Below are 18,659 nucleotides of genomic sequence, written 5' to 3'. Positions count from 1 at the left end.
CTACATTGTAAAACGTCCTTGATTTTGTTTAAACAATTGTATTGGATCAATTTTAGAATACGCCATCCAATATAAATCCATTTCAAAAGAAACTAACTTTTTATCGGTCTCTTTTAGCAGAATTTCATAACCTGTTATGTCTCCATATTTTTTAAATTCGAAATCATGATTATGATACGCTAATTTTAAACTTGCTTCTTTACACATTTCCCCAGCTTTGTTTAACAACGAAGCTATCTTTTTGTAATCATCTGCGCTTTTTCTTAAACTTTCGTCGAGCCACGGAACTGTAATATATTCACTCTTTAAAATTTTAGCTGCTTTTATCGCAGCTTCTAGTTCAGTAGTATTTCCGTCGGACAAATATGTTCCTAATCCGTAATGGCCACTCACAGCTTTTAATCCATTAGCGTCCAGCAGTTTCTTTATCTCTTGAGGTGATAACCCCCAAAACTTATCTTTAATGGAGAATCCATACAACTCAACTTCGGTATATCCCGCAAGCGCCACTTTCTCTAAAGTCCCTTTTACATCTTTCGGTAATTCATCTCTTAATGTGTACAACTGTAATCCAATTGTTTTTTTATTGGACGCAAATGCAAAAGATGGAATTAAACAAACTGTAGCGGCAGCAATACTCGTATTGATTATAAAGTTTCTTCTTGACACCATACCAAATAAACATTTTAGACGATTCTTTTACTTTTTCAGAAAATCTTCGCGTATTGGACTAAAAACATCCGTCAAGAGTCCACTTTCTAAACAAACAACTCCATGTATTGCATGTGGTGGAATATAAAAACTATCTCCTCCTTTTAATGTTTTTGTCACGTTATCGATAGTTACTTCAAATTTTCCGCTAGCTACATATGTAACTTGCGAATGATAATGTTCGTGTAAAACTCCTATGCCTCCTTTTTCAAAATGTACATTAACTAACATTATCTTGTCGTCGTATGCCATTATCTTACGTTTGATCCCTTCGCCAACAACTTCCCACTCTATTTCATCATTAAATAGAAATTTTTCACTTGCTCCTAAACTTTGCATAATATCTATATTTTAGTTTAACTCTTCTTCTTGTTATTTTATCTCCTGCATTATATAGTTCTTTAACTTAATGACAATGCAAAATTTACTGCTGCTGCTGAATGAATTTTTGTTGTATCAAAAACTGGAACTGAGATATCATCCTGACTTATAATCATAGGGATTTCGGTACATCCAAGAATAATTCCTTCGGCTCCATTCTCTATCATTTTATTAATGACCATTATATAAGCTCTTTTAGTTTGCTCATTGATGATTCCTCTTCCTAATTCTTCTTTTAATGTTTTCTGGATATAATCTCGTTCATCCTGAAGATAAGGAATAATTGTCTCGATATCATGTTCAGCAAGTTTGTCTTTGTAAAAATCCATTTCCATTGTGAATTTTGTTCCCAACAAACCTACTTTTTTTAATCCTTTCTTATTTATTTCGTTTGCTGTAGCTGTTGCAATATGAATAATTGGTAGCGAAATTTCTTTCTCTACTCTTTCTACAACTGCATGTGCTGTATTAGCACATAAAACTATTGCTTCGGCTCCACTTTTTTCTAAGTTTTTACAAGCATTAGTGATTAACTCAAATGTTACATCCCAATTATTGGCTGTATTATTTCTTTGGAAATCATCGAAATTTAAGGAGTAAATAATGCACTCGGCAAAATTAAGTCCGCCTAATTTCTCGTTTATCCCTTCGTTTATAAATCGATAATAATCTATTGTCGAAACCCAACTAATACCACCAACAAGCCCAATTTTTTTCATATCAATATATTTATTTAACTAATTATAGCTTATCGCCAAAGCAAAACAGTTTCAAACGATTATAAAATAAGCCTGAGACTCAAATCGTTTGAAACCGCTATTGTAAAAGTATTTTTTTTATTCCTTAATAGCTAAATTATCTCTGGTGTTTTTTTGAACTGCAATTGCTCCAAAAATTCCTAATAGAAATGCAAAAGCATAAAACCCTTTTTCGCTTGGCAAAATAGTAGCATTCCAAAGTCCAATCGTTAATAAAGCAATTGACAAAATTGTACCAAACCAGCAAATTCCGTAGTAAATATCAGTTACAGGAAATCCTTCTAATCTATCTCGTACACTTTTTTGTAATGAGATTACGGCAAACAATCCGAACATTAAAACCGTAAAGTAATATCCTTTTTCATTTAATAACATTTCGGCTCTGGCAAGTCCTACTAAGTAACCAATAATTCCCGCTCCCATAGCAATCCATGAGGCTGCGACAAACGCATTCGACGTTTTTTGTACCATTTTTAAGTTTAATTTATAGTTGAGTTAATGTATTATTTTTTAGAAACTTTGCTATTGGCTATTACTTTTTGCCCTTCGATAATCATTTTTGTACCGTAACTAATAGTCGCTATTGCGCAACCAATACTTACAATTACATTAGCAAAATTTACTGTGGTGTTTTTTTGAATTATTATATAAATACCAACAATTGCAATTACTGTTGTCCAGGCTCCGATATAAAAATCGAATTTTCTATTGAACAACTTTCCTAATGGAAAAAAGTGTAATCCAACAATCAGGGCGAAAAAAGGAATAAATAATTCATTGTGGTTTATGTTGACTAAAATATTTTTTACCAGAAATATTGCTAATGCTTCTAACCCAAATATTATTAAAAACCATTTGTCTTTTTTTTCTTCTTCTTTTGTTTTAATAGTATCATTACCATCTACTATACTTTTATAAAACTTTATAAATCGAAAGTAAAAAAACAAAAAGCCTAAAATTATAATTCCTAATGAAGCTCCTACAACTCTCTCTTTATTCTCAAGATTATACTCAGTAATTAATGTCCAGATTATAGTATTTATAATCATCAGGAATAGTCCTCCTATTACTTTTTCAAGATTCTTTTTGGTAACTGGCTCCATTTTATTTGGTTTCGTATTTCGCAAAAATCGCAGAATCTATCGGTGTCCAGAAACAACATTTTTGACCACTTACTTTTAAGGCATTATTTGCCCAAGTATTACAGGTATGTAACAAACTATAGCTTCCGGTTGCTTCATAAAAAGCATCTCTTTTTCCGTAGTTCTGATCTGTTATTATGTGTATAAATTGTCCTTTTTCATCTTTCTTGAAACTGTTTTTTATATAATCTGCTAAGCGAACGTATTGTTCTTTACTGATTACGATTTTTTTACAGCTTTCGTTTTCTTTTATATTCGAAAAGTAGGTTGCGTGTATGGCAGTATTACTTAATCCAGATGCAGCTTTAAGCGCTGTCGATGCTTTAAGGTCTGACCAGTTTGGCGTTTCTAGATAAAATCCTTTATCTCCCCAACCCATTGCTAGATATTGATAGGTTGTATCTTTAGAAATCGTATTTTCATACTTTATCTCTTTGCTCCAGTCCATAAATTCATTACGGGTTGGAACTACAATATCGGTATGCACACCGTTTGTCATGATATAAATAGTAACTTCTTCTTTGGTATTTGGTTCTCTTTCTACTGTAATTCTCGAAATAGAATATGCGAGAACAACATACAGTAAAATAAATGCTACGAAGGCAAGTAGTATTTTACCAATAATTTTAAGGACTTTTTTCAATGTGGTTTTGTGGTTAGTTAATTTTCTAATTTTTCGCTAAAATAGTAGTATTTTATTTAATAAAACAAAAATATTTTTAAATAATAAATCCTTCTAAAATTCACTGGTTAATTCTGAATATTTAGCAAAAAGAAGACCAAAAACTTATCTTTTTTGAAGATTTTTTAATGCCGCCTTGGTTGCATTAAGTCGGATAGCTATAAAATCATCTTGATTAGTTTCTTTAGTTGGTTCTATATTTGTTGCAAAAAAGTAAACTCCATTCTTATTTTCAAAATAACCTACAAACCAACCATTCCTGATTTCGTTAGTATTAGACAAACCAGTTTTTCCTCTTAAAACATAATCATTCGTTTTTTCAACTTCCATGATATCTCTCATTATCGATTCGGTTCTTTTAGAAATAGGTAATTCAGACTGATATAATCTTTTTAAGAAATCAATTTGCTGGAATTGAGTAATTCTTGATTTCCCTTCTAACCAAAAATTATCAATTGTCAGGGTATCAAAAACCATTGTATTGTAATCTAGTTTTTTTAGATAGGCTTTCATTCTTTTCACTCCAACTTTTCTTGCGATTTCCTGATAACAAGGAACACACGAAACTTTAAACGCTTGCTTGAGTGTTAAATCTTGTTCCCAAGCTTTCATCCATCGTTTTTCTCCATTCCATTTAAAAACTGACGAATCACTTTTTACCACTCCAGTCTCTAATGCTATAATCGAATTAGGAATTTTGAATGTCGATGCTGGAATATTTCCTCTTTTTGCCCAATTAAAATCATTAGAATAATAGGTCTTTTTATTGCTATCATAAACTAATATTGAACCTTTTACTTTTAAGCTATCGAGGATTTTTCCAAATTCAGCAACAACAACTTCTTTGTCTTTTCCTGTTTCTTTTTTAGTTTCGGGCTTGTTTTCTTTGTTTTTAGATTGGCAACTTGCGTTTAGGTTTATCAATAAAAAAAAAGATAGGATTAGTGCTGGAGTTTTCATTTTTTGTTATTTATTTATTATTAGCTTATTTTTTATTGAATCTTTTCTAGATCTTTCTTCATTAATTGTGTTGCATCGCCGAGTTTAACTTTCTCAAAATATTTTTCTAGTTCGATTAATCTTTTCTTATTATCATACTTTATACTCGAATTTAATTTTCTCTGACAAGCTGAACATAACCTAATGGTGCTGTTGTCTGTTTCTACTAAACTAATTGTCCCATTCATGACACAATCGGCCGTTATACAATGATACAATCCGAACATATGTCCTATTTCGTGAGAACATGTTTTTAGTAATCGAGATAAACATAAATCAAAATTAGTTGGTGTTAGTACCTCATCTTGTAATCTATAAATGGAACTTACTCCTATTTTATCTCTATAAGATGCTAACCCAAAAACGTAATTCCATTCAGGTTTAGGAAACAAATCTACTTCTGTTAATGCCATTAAAGCAATTCTATTTAATGGTTTTTCTTTTTTAAGTACACTATCTAAAATATAACCTGCCAAGAACTGTTCATTATCTTCATGTCCAATTCGTCTGGCTGAACCAGGGATTATATCATTAGAGAATTTTTCTAATGTTTTAGTTTTTAATTGAAAGAAAATCTCAAGATATTCTCTAACTAATTCGATTTGTTTCTTTTGTAAATCATTAAAATTCCCAATAGGTCTTATATAAATAATATTTGAATTATCTGTTGGAACTACGTGTCTAGAATTTATAAATTGCTCAAAACTTTGTCCCTTTTCTTTATGTGTAAAAAGCCACTCTCCTTCAACAGGTCTTGATAACTTCACATCATTGTCTGCTATAGCATCAAAGTATTGATCTTCCTTATTCTGATTACACGAACAGATAGTCAGGAATAGTAAGAGTATTAGTTTTTTCATAAAAGGTTGTTTTTTTTACTGGAATTATATTTTCTTTTACCCATTATAATTCATCGATATTACTATATCATTAGTTATTTCTATATCTAATAAATGGTCTTGATAAAAATCATCTCCTCCTGAAATGGAACAAAAGACAACTCCAGAATCTTCTATAATTATTCTTGTGTTATAAATTACTAACGTATCGTACCAATCTTTATTTGCTATATCTTCTTTATATTCTCTATTATAAAAATCGATTAAATCTGTTTTGCAATCACTTAACCAATTCATACACTTGATTATTTTATTTGAATAATTCTCAATATGTTCGCTTGGGAGTTGAATTGAAATTGTATCTTCTTTAATTGTTTTATTAAATATGATGATTTCTTTATTAACGATTTTAAATTGGTTTTTATAATTCTTTGATACTACAAAATCACTTATCTCTAGTTTGGGTTGTTCTTTCTTTTCCCGATATTTTCTGATATCTTTTATGATGAAGTTATTTTTGTGTGATTTGGATTTTTCTTCCAGTACATACATTTTGGTTGCCTCTTTTCTATTGGTTAAATCGGCAATTGTTTTAAAAACTTCGTAAGCTGATTTATGAAATCCTAACAGGCTGTAAATATTTGAAAGAACTAAATCTTCTTCTTTTGTTCTGTTGGTATTCTCTAATTCATAAAGTAAATCATAAAGTTTCTCGACACTTTGTATTGATGCATTCGATTTTCTAAACTCTTTAGATAACTCTATATAATCTTTTGTGTAATCGCTGTTCATTTTTATTTTCAATATAGTATAGAGGGTTTTTCTTTAGCCGAAAATACAATTAAAAATAATATATCCATTCAAAAATCATGATTTCTGATGTGTCTAGCCCTGATGGAAACGGCATCCTTTTTCTGGCTCTTTTTGCCAGAAAAAGATATAGTGAACAGCAGGAAATAGCTCCTTATTATAATTGTGAATTATTAATTATGAATTGTTGATTTGGTTAATTGTTTAATTGTGACATCCTGATTAGGTAATTTGTTTAATCGCAAGATATGTGATGTTGATTTGGCTAATCGTTTAATTGTGAAATGTAAAAGTGACATGCTTAATTCAAAAATCTTTAAATCCTTCAATTTTTAAATCTTTAAATTTCTCAAATATTTACTTTGTATCTTTGCAGCCTAGAACCTTTTGAAAAGAAAAAATGCGCATAGATATTATTACTGTTTTACCTGAGTTATTGCGAAGCCCGTTTGAAGCTTCGATTATGAAACGTGCTATTGACAAGGGAATTGTCGAAGTTCATTTTCATAATTTACGCGATTATACAACCAATAAACAGAAGAGTGTTGATGATTATCCTTTTGGCGGTGGTGCTGGAATGGTTATGACGGTTCAGCCAATTGATGCTTGCATCACGCATTTAAAAAGCGAAAGAGAATACGACGAGATTATTTATATGTCGCCTGACGGGGAAACGCTAAACCAGAAAATGGCTAACACGATGTCGATGCTTGAAAACATTATTATTTTATGTGGTCATTATAAAGGTGTAGATCAGCGTGTGCGCGATCATTTTATTACTAAAGAAATTTCGATTGGCGATTATGTTTTATCTGGTGGCGAATTGGGGGCTTTGGTTTTATCTGATGCTTTGATTCGTTTGATTCCTGGTGTTTTAAGCGACGAGACTTCGGCTTTGACAGATAGTTTTCAGGATAATTTATTGTCTGGTCCTATATATACTCGTCCTGCCGATTATAAAGGTTGGAAAGTTCCTGATGTTTTAACCAGCGGTCACTTTGCTAAAATTGATAAATGGAGGGAAGATATGGCGTATGAACATACTAAAAACAGACGTCCTGATCTTCTTGAAGAGAAATAAGTTTTTAGTATTCAGTTTTTATTTAGTATTCAGTCTCAGTTTACAGTCAGTCAGTCTCAGTTTGCCGTTTACAGTTTACAAACTGGCGTATTAAGGATTGAGAGTAAAGACTATAAATTATATTTACGCCCAAATATTGAGAGTAAACACTACAAAATGAATACTGTAACTGTAAACTGCAACTAACTGACTGACTGCAAACTGAGACTGAATACTAAAAACTGAGACTGAACACTGTAACAGTAAACTTTAAAGAAGAAAAACTTTAAACTTTAAACATTTTTTCTATCTTTGCAGCCAAATTAGACTAACCTCTGGCGAAGTCCGTGTATGTTACTCTATTACAAAACCATAATTTAAAGATATCATGGCAGATTTAATGAAATTCGTTAAAGACGAATTTGTTACAAGAAAAGATTTTCCTGTTTTCGGAGCTGGAGATACTATCACAGTTTACTACGAAATTAGAGAGGGTGAAAAAACAAGAACTCAGTTTTTTAAAGGAGTTGTTATCCAAAGAAGAGGTTCTGCTAACACAGAGACTTTTACTATTCGTAAAATGTCTGGTGCTATTGGAGTTGAGCGTATTTTCCCAGTTAACTTACCAGCTTTACAAAAAGTTGAGGTTAACAAAAGAGGAGCTGTACGTAGAGCTAGAATTTTCTACTTCAGAGAACTTACTGGTAAAAAAGCTAAGATTAGAGACAAAAGAAGATAATTTTTTATCTCTTTACCATAAAGATCCCGATTCATTATTTGTGAATCGGGATTTTTTTTGTTCTAAACAAACTGATAAAACAGTAATTCTTTGGCTTGAAAACCATTGATTTGTTAATTATAACTCCTTAAAATGGCAATCTGTTAATTTAAGGAATTCTAATAAAAACGCAACCGTTTTCGGACTGTTTTTCTTATATTTGCTCCGCTCATTTTGAGACAACCATACCTTTTACATCGCCGTTCCTAGCGATACGATTATATTAAAAAAAAAAAAAATGACACAGAATTCAAAAATTGTTTACACCTTAACTGATGAGGCGCCTTTATTAGCGACTTATTCTTTCTTGCCTATTGTACAAGAATTTACTGCTACAGCGGGTATTGCTATTGAAACTAGAGACATTTCGTTGGTGTCTCGAATTTTATCTAATTTTCCGGAGTACTTGACCGATTCTCAAAAAACAGGGGACGCCTTGGCTGAGTTAGGGCAACTTGCTACTAAACCGGAGGCTAACATTATTAAGTTACCTAACATCTCAGCTTCGGTTCCGCAATTAAAAGCGGCTATTGCTGAGTTGCAAGCTCACGGGTATAAAATCCCTAATTTCCCTGAAGATCCTCAAAACGATACTGAAAAAGAAATTAAAGCTAAATATGCTAAAGTATTAGGTTCTGCTGTAAACCCTGTTTTACGTGAAGGTAACTCTGATCGTAGAGCTCCAAGAGCTGTGAAGAATTTTGCAAAAGCAAATCCTCACTCTATGGGTGCTTGGTCTGCTGACTCTAAAACTCACGTAGCATCTATGCCAAACGGTGATTTTTACGGAAGTGAAAAATCGCTTACTGTTGCAAATCCTACTGATGTAAAAATTGAGTTTGTTGCTAAAGACGGAACAACTACTGTTTTAAAAGAAAGCACTCCGCTTAAAGCTGGGGAAATTATTGACAGTGCTGTTTTAAACTTAAAAGCTTTAAAAAGCTTTGTGGCTGAAACTATTGAAGAAGCCAGAAAAGAAAACATTTTACTTTCGGTTCACCTGAAAGCTACTATGATGAAGGTTTCTGACCCAATTATCTTTGGTGCAATTGTAGAGGTTTACTTTAAAGATGTATTCGAAAAATACGCTACTTTATTTAGCGAATTAAATATTGATACTAGAAACGGATTGGGTGATGTTTATGCAAAAATTGCAGGAACTCCTCAACAAGCCGAAGTTGAAGCTGCTTTAGATGCTGCTATTGCTAACGGTCCTGCTCTAGCAATGGTAAACTCTGATAAAGGGATTACTAACTTACACGTTCCTTCGGATGTAATTGTAGATGCTTCTATGCCTGCTATGATTCGTACTTCTGGACAGATGTATAACAAAGAAGGAAAACAACAAGATACTGTTGCTATTATCCCGGATCGTTCTTATGCTGGTGTTTATACTGCAACTATCGATTTTTGTAAAAAACACGGTGCTTTTGACCCAACTACAATGGGAAGTGTACCAAACGTAGGTTTGATGGCTCAAAAAGCAGAAGAATACGGATCTCATGACAAAACTTTCCAAATAAAAGGTGATGGTGTTGTACGTGTGGTTGATGCTAACGGAACTGTTTTAATGGAACAGGCTGTTGAGGATAAAGATATCTTTAGAATGTGTCAGGCAAAAGACGCTCCTATTCAGGACTGGGTAAAACTAGCTGTAAACAGAGCTCGTTTATCTAGCACTCCTGCTATTTTCTGGTTAGACGAAAACAGAGCACACGATAGAGAATTAATCGAGAAAGTAAAAACTTACCTTAAAGATTATGACACTACTGGTTTAGATATTCGTATCATGAACCCAATTGATGCTACAAACTTTACTCTTGACAGAATCATTAAAGGATTAGATACTATCTCTGTAACTGGAAACGTATTACGTGATTACCTTACAGATTTGTTCCCAATTCTTGAAGTTGGTACTTCTGCCAAAATGTTATCTATCGTTCCTTTAATGAATGGTGGTGGATTGTTTGAAACTGGTGCTGGAGGTTCTGCTCCTAAACACGTTGAGCAATTTACTCAAGAAGGTTACTTACGTTGGGATTCATTAGGAGAATTCTTGGCTCTTGGTGCTTCATTAGAGCATTTAGGTCAAACATTAAACAACTCTAAAGCAATTGTTCTTGCTGAAACTCTTGATGAGGCAAATGACAAGTTCCTTGCTACAGATAAATCTCCAGCACGTAAAGTTGGACAAATTGATAACCGTGGTTCTCATTTTTACTTAGCATTCTATTGGGCTCAGGCTTTGGCTGCTCAAGATAAAGATGCTGAATTAAAAGCTATCTTCACTCCTATTGCAGCTGAGTTTGCTGAGAATGAAGATAAAATCAACGCTGAATTAATTGCTGCTCAAGGAAAACCTCAAGACATAGGTGGATACTACCAACCAAGTCCTGAATTAACTAGTAAAGCAATGCGTCCAAGCTCAACATTTAATACAATCTTGGCTAAAATAGCTAAAATATAATTTCTCATTATATTTCTCTCCTTAAAGGCAGCCCGAAACGGCTGCCTTTTTTTTAACGCATATTTAACATTAGTTTTGTAATATTTTCTATCTTCTACCGTCATACTAGGGAATTCAAAATTTAAACAATGATCACAAAAAAAGTTAGCTCGTTTCTTATTGTATTTCTCATTGCTTTTTCTTCTTTCGCACAAGAAAAATTTACCCTAAGCGGTACCATTTCTGACTCTAAAAATAATGAAACCTTAATCGGAGTCAACATTTACATCCCTTCATTAAAAATTGGCACTACAACAAACGAATATGGTTTTTACTCTATTACAGCTCCAAAAGGAGAGTATCAGGTAGAAATAAGTTATGTTGGGTATCAATCTTTTGAAAGCACCATTTCTTTGACAAAAAATGTTAAAAATAATTTCTCCTTAAAAGAAGGTGGCGAAGAACTCCAAGAGGTAGTTATTACCGATAATAGAGGAAGAGCAAATACTCGTACTCCCGAGATGAGTGTAAACAAACTTTCTATTTCGGCAATAAAGAAAATGCCTGTTGTTATGGGTGAAGTCGATGTTTTAAAATCTATTTTATTATTGCCTGGTGTTACTAATGCTGGCGAAGGTGCAGCAGGTTTTAATGTACGTGGTGGTGGTGCAGATCAGAACTTAATTCTTCTTGATGAAGCTACTATTTTTAATTCTTCTCACGTTTTTGGTTTCTTCTCTGTATTTAATCCTGATGCTATTAAAGATTTAAAATTATACAAAGGCGGAATTCCTGCTCGTTACGGTGGTAGAGCTTCTTCTGTTTTGGATATTTATCAAAAAGACGGGAATAGTAAAGATTTCCATATGAATGGTGGAATCGGATTAATCTCGAGTCGTCTTCTTGCCGAAGGTCCATTAGTAAAAGATAAAGGATCGTTCTTAATAGGTGGTAGAGCTTCTTATGCCCATTTGTTCTTAAAACTAACAGATGATATGAAAGACAATTCAGCATATTTTTATGATTTAAATGCTAAATTCAGTTATAAATTAAATGATAATAACAGTTTGTATTTATCTGGTTATTTTGGACGTGACGTTTTTAAAATAAGTAAAATATTTTCTAATACGTATGGTAACACTACTTTCAACCTGCGTTGGAATCATTTATACTCTGATAAATTATTCTCTAATCTATCTTTAATTTACAGTGATTATTATTACGGACTAGATTTAGATACAGCAGGATTTAAATGGGATTCTGGTATCAAGAATTACAACGTTAAGTATGATTTCAAAAATTATATTTCTGATAAATTCAAATTGAATTATGGTTTAAATGGTATTTACTATCAATTTAATCCAGGAACTATAAAACCAACAGATGTAACCTCTGGTGTTAACCCTGATCAATTAGATAAAAAATATGCTTTTGAACCTGCTATTTATATTGAAGCCGAAAATCAAATTGCTAAGAAATTAACCCTTTCATACGGACTTCGTTTTAGTTTGTTCTATCGTTTAGGAGCTTCGACTCTTAATCTTTACGAAAACAATAATCCTGTTCTTTTTAATCCTGCTCAACAAATTTATGAAAAAGCAACTCCTATAGGAACAGAATATTATGGCAAAAACAAATCAATGTTTAGTTATAATAATTTAGAACCTCGTTTTTCTATTGGATATCAAATCGACGAAGACCAAGCTGTAAAAGCTAGTTATAACAGAATGGCTCAGTATTTACAATTAATATCTAATACCTCATCTCCTACTCCTCTTGATGTATGGATGCCGAGTGATGAGTATATTAAACCACAACTTGCGGATCAGGTTGCTTTGGGTTATTTTAGAAACTTTAAGGATGGAGATTATTCTCTAGAAGTAGAAACGTATTATAAAAAAATTAAAAATAGACTGGACTATATTGATGGTGCAGATTTAATTGCAAATGATGCCATTGAACAAGTTATCTTAAACGGAAGAATGCGTTCTTATGGTTTAGAGTTAATGGTTAAAAAGAATGTCGGAAAACTTACTGGATGGGTTTCTTATACTTTATCTAAATCTGAACAACAAACTCCGGGAAGAACTCCAGACGAACCAGGAATTAATAACGGACAATGGTACAATTCAGCCTATGACAAACTACATAATCTAGCTGTAACAACTGCTTATACACTAAACGAGAAATGGTCATTTGGCGCTAACTTCGCATTACAATCTGGACAACCTGTAACTTACCCAACTGGGTATTATGAATATCGTGGTGTAAAAGTTCCGAGTTATGGTTTACGAAATGAAAACAGATTACCTGCTTACCATCACTTAGACATTTCGGCAACATTAACTCCTCGATCTAACAAAGACAGAAACTGGAAAGGCGAATGGGTATTTAGTATTTATAACTTATATAACAGACAAAATGCTGCCTCTATTAATTTTAGACAAAATAGTGATACAGGATACAATGAAGCTGTAAAAACTTCGATTTTCGGAATGGTTCCTGCTGTTAGTTATAATTTCAAATTTTAATTCACTTCTCTCTAAGAGAAATAAAAATATATCTATATGAAAAAAATAAGCCTATTAATTGTATTTTTCTCCGCATTATTTTTTACAAGCTGCGAAGAAGTTGTAGAAGTAGATTTAAAAACACAACCTCCTAAGTTAGTAGTTGAAGCTGATATTAGTTGGGTAAAAGGAACTACAGGAAATCAGCAAGTGATAAAATTAACCACTACAACTGGTTATTACAATCCCGTAATTCCTGTTGTTTCCGGAGCTACAATATCTATAAAAAACAGCACCAATAAAGTATTCAATTTTATAGAAATCCCTCAAACAGGAAAATATGTATGTACAAATTTTGAACCTGTACTTAACGAAACCTATGTCTTAACCGTTATTAGTGGCGGAAATACTTATGTTGCAACCGAAGTTTTAAAATCGGTATCTCCAATTACCCGAATAGTACAAACTAATGATGGTGGTTTTGCAAAAGATGAAATTGAGTTAAAAGCATACTACAATGATCCTGTAGATGAAACAAATTATTACTTATACCATTACACATATTCTAATCAGATACTATCCAGCTATTCAGCAGTTGATGATAAGTTTTTTAACGGAAACGAGTTTTTTAGTACTTCACACAGTGACGATTTAAAACCTGGAGATCAGGTTGAAATAAGCCACATCGGAATCTCTAAAAGTTATTATAATTACATGAATATATTAACTAGTATTTCTGGTGATAATAGTGGTGGACCTTTTCAATCTCCTCCAGCAACTTTAAGAGGAAATGTTATAAATATAACCAATGCAAATGACTACCCTTTAGGTTATTTCTCTCTTGGAGAGGTTGATACTAAAAAATATACGATTGAGTAATATCCTAAAAAGCTGCTTGATTTGTTAAATCCTTGCTACTTATAAGAAAGACAACCTAAAACGGTTGTCTTTTTTTATTTATTTATCTTTTAAAAACCATATTAGCTAATTCGTAATACCAATCATCTTTTAATATCATTTTGTAGTAATAATGACGTAATTTAGCCTAATTATGTAACTATAAACCTACAATATGGCTTCTAAAAAGATTAAAGCACTTATTATTGTAATTTTTACGACTTTCTCTTCCTACTCTCAAGAAAAAGTAACTTTAAGTGGCAGTATATTCGACATTAAAAACAACGAAATTTTAATAGGAGTCAACATCTACATTCCTGCATTAGACATCGCTACAACAACAAATGAATATGGTTTTTATTCATTAACTCTTCCAAAAGGAGAATATCAAGTAGAGATAAAATATGTAGGTTATCAATTCTTTGAAAAAACAATTGCAGTTACCCAAAATACAAAAACCAATTTCTCTCTAAAAGAAGCTGGCGAGGAACTCAAGGAAGTAGTTATTAACGACAATAGAAAAAGAGCCAATATCCGTACACCAGAAATGAGTGTAAATAAACTCTCTATCTCGACCATAAAAAAAATGCCTGTTGTAATGGGCGAAGTAGATGTATTGAAATCTATCTTGCTACTTCCCGGTGTTACTAATGCAGGCGAAGGAGCTTCAGGATTTAATGTTCGTGGTGGTGGAGCCGATCAAAACTTAATCTTGCTCGATGAAGCTATAATATTTAATTCATCTCACGTTTTTGGTTTTTTCTCGGTATTTAATCCAGATGCGTTAAAAGATCTAAAACTATACAAAGGCGGAATCCCTGCTCGTTACGGAGGCAGAGCATCGTCTGTGTTAGAAATTTATCAAAAAGATGGAAACAGCAAAAACTTTAGTGTAAACGGAGGAATCGGATTAATCTCTAGTCGTCTTCTTGCCGAAGGCCCAATAGTAAAAGACAAAGGCTCATTCCTGATAGCAGGAAGAAGTTCTTATGCACACTTATTCCTAAAACTTTCAGAAGAAGATAATAATAAAACAGCATATTTTTATGACCTGAATGCTAAACTGAGTTACAAATTAAATGATAATAACAACATTTATTTATCAGGGTATTATGGGCGTGACAAACTTCGTATTAACGATAGTTTTTCAAACACATACGGTAATACGACAGTAAACTTCCGTTGGAATCATTTATTTTCCAGCAACCTATTTTCTAATTTATCCCTGATTTATAGTGAATATTATTATGGTATGGATTTAGATTTAGTTGGTTTTAAATGGAACTCAGGAATAAAAAATTACAACCTAAAATATGACCTGAAAAATTATATTTCAGATAATTTCAAATTAAATTATGGTGTAAATGGTATCTATTATCAGTTTAATCCCGGAACACTAGAACCTTTAAATAATCAATCTGGAATAAATGCCGATCAGCTAGATAAAAAATATGCACTTGAACCAGCTATTTATGTCGAAGCAGAAAATAAAATTGGTGAGAAAATCACACTTTCTTACGGACTCCGTTTCAGCTTATTCTATCGCTTAGGAGCTTCAACACTTAATATCTACAAGGATGACAATCCTATACTTTTTGACCCATTATTACAAATTTACAGGAAAGCATCACCTATAGCAACAGAGTATTATGGCAATAACAAAACAATGTTTAGCTATAATAATTTAGAACCACGTTTTTCTATCGGATATCAGGTTAATGAAGATATAGCTATCAAAGCCAGTTATAACAGAATGACGCAGTATTTGCAATTAATTTCTAATACCTCATCACCAACTCCACTCGATGTTTGGATGCCTAGTGATCAATACATAAAACCACAAATTGCGGATCAGATTGCCTTAGGATATTTTAGAAACATGAGAGATGGAAAATACTCCATAGAAATAGAAACATATTATAAAGAAATTCAGAATAGATTAGATTATATAGATGGAGCAAATTTAATTGCAAACAACGCACTCGAGCAAGTTCTATTAAACGGACAAATGCGTTCCTATGGTCTGGAAGTATTATTCAAAAAAAATACAGGAAAATTAAATGGTTGGATTTCATATACATTATCAAAATCACAACAAAAAACTCCGGGAAGAACTCCTCAGGAAATAGGAATCAATCATGGGCAATGGTATAATTCAGTTTATGATAAACTACATGATTTAGGAATAACAAGTTCTTATAATTTAAATAATAAATGGTCATTTGGGCTCAACTTCGCCTTACAATCGGGACAACCAGTTACCTACCCTAAATCGCAATATGAATATTTAGGAATTAAAGTCCCTAACTATGGTTTACGAAATGAAAACCGACTCCCTGCTTACCATCATTTAGATATTTCGGCAACATTAATTCCTTTGCAAAGCAAAACCAGATCCTGGACTGGAGAATGGGTATTTAGTGTTTACAACCTTTATAACAGACATAATGCTGCTTCAATAAACTTTAAGCAGAACGCTGAAACTGGGAATAATGAAGCGGTGAAAACCTATATTTTCGGAATTATTCCATCTGTGAGTTACAATTTTAAATTTCCGGCAAACAAACCAAAATAAAACATACAGCAAAACAATCATCAATTAAAATATTGATGCTGCATTTCTAAACAAATATTTCTTGATATGAAAAAAATCAATCTAATAATCCTTTTAATCTCAACACTATTTTTTGCAAGTTGCGAAGAATCTGTAAATATTGATCTAGATACTGAACGACCAAAAATAGTTATCGAAGCTGCCATTTATTGGTATAAAGAAACCAAAGGAAATGAACAAAAAATAAAATTAACGACAACCACGGGTTTTTATGATGATGAAATCCCTGCGGTTTCTGACGCTATAATTTACATAAAAAACAAGGCTAACAAGAGATTTAACTTTATAGAAATTCGCAGTACTGGCGAATACATTTGTACCGATTTTGAGCCTGTTATTGACGAAACTTATATTTTAACAATTATTCACAACGGAAAAGTATATAAAGCAATCGAAACCTTAAAATCGATAGTACCGATTACTAAAATAACACAAAAAGACAATGGTGGACTTACACAAGATAAAATAGAAATAAGAGCCTATTTTAATGATCCTCCAAATGAACTTAATTATTATTTTTATACCTATAACTACTCCAATCAGGTAGCTGCAAGTTTTTCTGCCGAAGAAGATCGTTTTTTTCAAGGAAACGAATTCTTTAGTGTTTCTAATAATGATGATCTAAAACCTGGTGATGAGATTGTAATAAACCATTTTGGTATTTCTGAAGATTATTATAATTATATGATTATTATGGCTAGTATTGCTGGTGATGGAGGTCGTATACCGTTCCAATCCCCGCTTGCATCAATAAGAGGAAACATTATAAATGAAAACGATAAGGACAATTTTCCTTTAGGATATTTTTCGCTTAGCGAAGCCGTTACTCAAAAATATACAGTTAAGTAATATCTTTGGAGTAATTTTAAACAGATTGAAGATTTAATATGGAACCAAGAATAGAAAATTTAACCGAAAAGAAAATCATTGGAAAACAAATAACAACATCTTTCACTACCAATAAAACAAAAGAGCTGTGGCAAAGTTTTATGCCAAACCGAAAAGAGATAAAAAACAATATCGGTTCAGATTTATATTCTATTGAAGTCTATACAGAAAATCATTTTATAAATTTCAATCCGAGTAATCAATTCGAAAAATGGGCAGGTATAGAAGTTACCGACTTTCTTTCCGTTCCACAGGATATGGAAACCATCATAATCCCAAACGGACTTTATGCAGTTTTTATACATAAAGGTCCAGCGAGTAATGGTAACGAAACCTATCAATACATCTTTACCAATTGGTTACCAAAGTCAGAATATGTATTAGAGAACAGACCACATTTTGCCGTAATGGGCGAAAAATACAAACACGAAGACCCAACATCCGAAGAGGAAATTTGGATTCCGATAAAACATAAAGATTAAAACCAATAAAATGCTCTCACTAATCGAGAGCATTTTTTTATGCGTTACTCTGAAAAAAATACAATCTCTCAACATATGTAAATGTTTCAGAATTAGAATTAGCCAACCTTTGCTACAAGTTAATTCAAAATTTAAAAAACATGAAACAGATACTTATTACTTTATTTTCTCTTTGTGTCTTTAATGCAAAAGCACAAATATTCAAAAACCCAGAATCTTTATTCGATCCAGCACCTTACGGATTCAGTCATGCGGCATCGGTTTCTGCTCAAGGCGAACTTGTTTTTATATCGGGACAAAGCGGCGGATTAGGCAAAGAACATATTTTGAGCAATAGCTTTAGAGAACAAACCCAAGTAGCATTAAAAAATATTGTAACAGTACTGGAAAGTTATAATCTAAAGCCGGAAAATGTTATGAAAATTACCATCCTGATAGTAGACCATTCTCAAGAAAAACTAAAAATATGGAATGAAGAAATCAGTAAAGTATGGAAAAACAAGCCCTTTCCGGCAAGTACATTAATTCCCGTTCCTAGACTAGCCCTCGACGGAATGCTAATAGAAGTAGATGCTGTAGCTTACAAAGCAAAAAAATAAAACTTTTTATACCATTAAGTGATTAAGCTTAATTAAGAATGTGCGACAAAGAAAACTAACCAT

At 32.4% G+C, this 18,659-nt stretch carries 18 protein-coding genes; 9 read left to right on the top strand and 9 right to left on the bottom strand.

Annotated features, from left to right (window positions below):
• From IW20_RS11845 to IW20_RS11805, 9 genes are all read right to left on the bottom strand, one after another.
• Complete coding sequence (locus IW20_RS11845) at window positions 1-672, bottom strand: sugar phosphate isomerase/epimerase family protein (protein WP_240478482.1); 672 nt, start codon at window positions 670-672, stop codon at window positions 1-3.
• 27 nt (window positions 673-699) lie between these two features.
• Window positions 700-1,050, bottom strand: coding sequence for a cupin domain-containing protein (locus IW20_RS11840; RefSeq protein ID WP_035622379.1), 351 nt, complete (start codon window positions 1,048-1,050; stop codon window positions 700-702).
• A gap of 62 nt (window positions 1,051-1,112) precedes the next feature.
• On the bottom strand, window positions 1,113-1,811 hold the full coding sequence (locus tag IW20_RS11835) for an aspartate/glutamate racemase family protein (RefSeq protein ID WP_035622376.1): 699 nt from the start codon (window positions 1,809-1,811) through the stop codon (window positions 1,113-1,115).
• 117 nt (window positions 1,812-1,928) lie between these two features.
• Window positions 1,929-2,321: an inner membrane protein YiaA gene (gene yiaA, locus IW20_RS11830; protein WP_035622373.1), complete on the bottom strand. Its 393-nt coding sequence runs from the start codon at window positions 2,319-2,321 to the stop codon at window positions 1,929-1,931.
• 32 nt (window positions 2,322-2,353) lie between these two features.
• Window positions 2,354-2,953: a hypothetical protein gene (locus IW20_RS11825; RefSeq protein ID WP_035622370.1), complete on the bottom strand. Its 600-nt coding sequence runs from the start codon at window positions 2,951-2,953 to the stop codon at window positions 2,354-2,356.
• Window position 2,954: 1 nt separating this feature from the next.
• Entirely contained in the window at window positions 2,955-3,635 is a 681-nt protein-coding gene (locus IW20_RS11820; protein ID WP_035622368.1) for a TIGR02117 family protein, read from the bottom strand.
• Window positions 3,636-3,779: 144 nt separating this feature from the next.
• A complete protein-coding gene (gene blaOXA / locus IW20_RS11815; RefSeq protein ID WP_035622366.1) occupies window positions 3,780-4,634 on the bottom strand; it encodes a class D beta-lactamase in 855 nt (284 codons plus the stop codon).
• A 32-nt stretch (window positions 4,635-4,666) separates the two neighbouring features.
• Window positions 4,667-5,533 carry an archaemetzincin gene (locus IW20_RS11810; protein WP_035622363.1) on the bottom strand — a complete coding sequence of 289 codons (867 nt, stop codon included), beginning with the start codon at window positions 5,531-5,533 and terminating at the stop codon, window positions 4,667-4,669.
• Window positions 5,534-5,569: 36 nt separating this feature from the next.
• A complete protein-coding gene (locus IW20_RS11805) occupies window positions 5,570-6,304 on the bottom strand; it encodes a hypothetical protein (protein WP_051885713.1) in 735 nt (244 codons plus the stop codon).
• A gap of 418 nt (window positions 6,305-6,722) precedes the next feature.
• On the opposite strand from IW20_RS11805, the gene trmD reads away from it, so the two are divergent.
• The 9 genes from trmD to IW20_RS11760 all read left to right on the top strand — a co-directional run bounded on the left by trmD (window position 6,723) and on the right by IW20_RS11760 (window position 18,596).
• Entirely contained in the window at window positions 6,723-7,403 is a 681-nt protein-coding gene (gene trmD, locus IW20_RS11800; protein WP_035622360.1) for a tRNA (guanosine(37)-N1)-methyltransferase TrmD, read from the top strand.
• A gap of 367 nt (window positions 7,404-7,770) precedes the next feature.
• Window positions 7,771-8,121, top strand: coding sequence for a 50S ribosomal protein L19 (rplS, locus tag IW20_RS11795; RefSeq protein ID WP_035622357.1), 351 nt, complete (start codon window positions 7,771-7,773; stop codon window positions 8,119-8,121).
• A 277-nt stretch (window positions 8,122-8,398) separates the two neighbouring features.
• Window positions 8,399-10,627: an NADP-dependent isocitrate dehydrogenase gene (locus IW20_RS11790; RefSeq protein WP_035622355.1), complete on the top strand. Its 2,229-nt coding sequence runs from the start codon at window positions 8,399-8,401 to the stop codon at window positions 10,625-10,627.
• Window positions 10,628-10,755: 128 nt separating this feature from the next.
• On the top strand, window positions 10,756-13,137 hold the full coding sequence (locus tag IW20_RS11785; RefSeq protein ID WP_035622352.1) for a TonB-dependent receptor: 2,382 nt from the start codon (window positions 10,756-10,758) through the stop codon (window positions 13,135-13,137).
• A gap of 36 nt (window positions 13,138-13,173) precedes the next feature.
• Window positions 13,174-13,995: a DUF4249 family protein gene (locus IW20_RS11780; RefSeq protein WP_035622351.1), complete on the top strand. Its 822-nt coding sequence runs from the start codon at window positions 13,174-13,176 to the stop codon at window positions 13,993-13,995.
• A 193-nt stretch (window positions 13,996-14,188) separates the two neighbouring features.
• Entirely contained in the window at window positions 14,189-16,588 is a 2,400-nt protein-coding gene (locus tag IW20_RS11775; RefSeq protein ID WP_035622348.1) for a TonB-dependent receptor, read from the top strand.
• Window positions 16,589-16,654: 66 nt separating this feature from the next.
• Complete coding sequence (locus IW20_RS11770) at window positions 16,655-17,476, top strand: DUF4249 domain-containing protein (protein WP_035622347.1); 822 nt, start codon at window positions 16,655-16,657, stop codon at window positions 17,474-17,476.
• A 38-nt stretch (window positions 17,477-17,514) separates the two neighbouring features.
• Complete coding sequence (locus IW20_RS11765; RefSeq protein ID WP_035622344.1) at window positions 17,515-17,997, top strand: GyrI-like domain-containing protein; 483 nt, start codon at window positions 17,515-17,517, stop codon at window positions 17,995-17,997.
• A gap of 140 nt (window positions 17,998-18,137) precedes the next feature.
• The gene (locus IW20_RS11760; RefSeq protein WP_051885711.1) at window positions 18,138-18,596 is read left to right on the top strand and encodes a RidA family protein; all 459 of its coding nucleotides are present in this window, start codon (window positions 18,138-18,140) and stop codon (window positions 18,594-18,596) included.
• Window positions 18,597-18,659 lie beyond the last annotated feature (63 nt).

It is taken from the genome of Flavobacterium hydatis (assembly GCF_000737695.1).
GTDB lineage: Bacteria > Bacteroidota > Bacteroidia > Flavobacteriales > Flavobacteriaceae > Flavobacterium > Flavobacterium hydatis.
This window is presented reverse-complemented; position numbering and strand designations above follow the sequence as displayed.

What these genes read in the sequence shown, in the direction of transcription:
- IW20_RS11845 (WP_240478482.1), bottom strand. Translation starts at nt 672, where the DNA reads ATGGTGTCAAGAAGAAACTTTATAATCAATACGAGTATTGCTGCCGCT.
- IW20_RS11840 (WP_035622379.1), bottom strand. Translation starts at nt 1,050, where the DNA reads ATGCAAAGTTTAGGAGCAAGTGAAAAATTTCTATTTAATGATGAAATA.
- IW20_RS11835 (WP_035622376.1), bottom strand. Translation starts at nt 1,811, where the DNA reads ATGAAAAAAATTGGGCTTGTTGGTGGTATTAGTTGGGTTTCGACAATA.
- yiaA (WP_035622373.1), bottom strand. Translation starts at nt 2,321, where the DNA reads ATGGTACAAAAAACGTCGAATGCGTTTGTCGCAGCCTCATGGATTGCT.
- IW20_RS11825 (WP_035622370.1), bottom strand. Translation starts at nt 2,953, where the DNA reads ATGGAGCCAGTTACCAAAAAGAATCTTGAAAAAGTAATAGGAGGACTA.
- blaOXA (WP_035622366.1), bottom strand. Translation starts at nt 4,634, where the DNA reads ATGAAAACTCCAGCACTAATCCTATCTTTTTTTTTATTGATAAACCTA.
- IW20_RS11810 (WP_035622363.1), bottom strand. Translation starts at nt 5,533, where the DNA reads ATGAAAAAACTAATACTCTTACTATTCCTGACTATCTGTTCGTGTAAT.
- IW20_RS11805 (WP_051885713.1), bottom strand. Translation starts at nt 6,304, where the DNA reads ATGAACAGCGATTACACAAAAGATTATATAGAGTTATCTAAAGAGTTT.
- trmD (WP_035622360.1), top strand. Translation starts at nt 6,723, where the DNA reads ATGCGCATAGATATTATTACTGTTTTACCTGAGTTATTGCGAAGCCCG.
- rplS (WP_035622357.1), top strand. Translation starts at nt 7,771, where the DNA reads ATGGCAGATTTAATGAAATTCGTTAAAGACGAATTTGTTACAAGAAAA.
- IW20_RS11790 (WP_035622355.1), top strand. Translation starts at nt 8,399, where the DNA reads ATGACACAGAATTCAAAAATTGTTTACACCTTAACTGATGAGGCGCCT.
- IW20_RS11785 (WP_035622352.1), top strand. Translation starts at nt 10,756, where the DNA reads ATGATCACAAAAAAAGTTAGCTCGTTTCTTATTGTATTTCTCATTGCT.
- IW20_RS11780 (WP_035622351.1), top strand. Translation starts at nt 13,174, where the DNA reads ATGAAAAAAATAAGCCTATTAATTGTATTTTTCTCCGCATTATTTTTT.
- IW20_RS11775 (WP_035622348.1), top strand. Translation starts at nt 14,189, where the DNA reads ATGGCTTCTAAAAAGATTAAAGCACTTATTATTGTAATTTTTACGACT.
- IW20_RS11770 (WP_035622347.1), top strand. Translation starts at nt 16,655, where the DNA reads ATGAAAAAAATCAATCTAATAATCCTTTTAATCTCAACACTATTTTTT.
- IW20_RS11765 (WP_035622344.1), top strand. Translation starts at nt 17,515, where the DNA reads ATGGAACCAAGAATAGAAAATTTAACCGAAAAGAAAATCATTGGAAAA.
- IW20_RS11760 (WP_051885711.1), top strand. Translation starts at nt 18,138, where the DNA reads ATGAAACAGATACTTATTACTTTATTTTCTCTTTGTGTCTTTAATGCA.